At 46.3% G+C, this 1,185-nt stretch carries 1 protein-coding gene; it reads left to right on the forward strand.

Features of this window, described 5'->3' with window-relative positions:
• Positions 1-199: 199 nt before the first annotated feature.
• The coding region (locus tag LYNGBM3L_RS13100) for a DHH family phosphoesterase (RefSeq protein WP_044493030.1) at positions 200-1,185 on the forward strand (986 nt) is incomplete at its 3' end.

A 1,185-nucleotide genomic window follows, 5' to 3' on the forward strand; every position in this document is an offset into this window, starting at 1 on the left:
TTCCCATGCAGGTGATGAGTGTGGGGCGCGGGCGCGGGGCGGGGGCGCGGGGAGTGCCATAAAAGGGATTATAGGGATTAAAAGGTCAAAGTAGTGTAAACTATTAATAGCATCAATAAAGTCAATAGGGAAAAATGGAGAGATGGCCAGATGAAATTGATGTGTAGCCTTAATTTCCAGAATTGGTAGACTAATCACTATGGATCTGATTTTGTGTCATACCACCGTTGACTTTGATGCCCTAGGAGCAGCTGTAGGACTGACTCGCCTCAAGCCAGGAGCCAAAGCGGTACTAACTGGGGGGACTCATCCGGCTGTAAGAGATTTTTTGGCACTGCATCGGGATGAGTATGCCCTGATCGAGCGCCGCTCTGTACAATTGGCTCAGATTAATTCCGTAATTATTGTAGATACTCAAAAACGCGATCGCTTAGGCAAAGCAGCTGAGTGGTTAGACTTACCACAGTTAAAGGCTATTGAAATTTACGACCATCATCCCGTACCCCAAACTGATATCCCGGCTACCTATACACAGATTGAACCTGTGGGAGCAACCACCACCTTAATTGTTGAGCAACTACAGCAATCCCAAATCCAGTTAACTACTGCTGAAGCCACGGTGATGGCATTGGGAATCCATGTGGATACAGGTTCCCTGACCTTTGACCAGACAACACCAAGAGATGGGGCTGCTTTGACCTGGTTAATGGAGCAAGGAGCTAATCTGCGTCAGATAGCTCAGTATGTTGAGCCAGGGCTATCTCCTCAATTGGAAAAATTATTTAGGCAATCTCTAGACCTTTTGCAGCGACAAACCCACTTGGGTTACACCATTTCTTGGGTATTCCTAAACACTCCTGGGCATGTGCCTGGCTTATCCAGTTTGGCGTCACGCTTACTAGAAGTAACTGAAAGCGATGCCCTGCTTTTGGGGGCTGAGTATCAACGAAACCCCAAAGGAGAAACCTCACAACCGGCAGGTTTACCAGTTGTAAGGTTTCAGGTTGAAGGTTATTCACCGTTGCCGGTTGGCGGTTTAACGGTTGAAGGTTATGAAAATTATTATAACAAGCAAAATTCAAAAATACAACCTTCAAGCCAAAATAACCTTGAAACTCAAACCCAGACTAACTTTCAATCAAATCACCTACCCGACTCGAACCCCAAAGGCGAACAAGCTTGGCC

Origin of the sequence: Moorena producens 3L (assembly GCF_000211815.1) — a bacterium.
In the GTDB taxonomy this organism is placed as follows: Bacteria; Cyanobacteriota; Cyanobacteriia; order Cyanobacteriales; family Coleofasciculaceae; genus Moorena; species Moorena producens.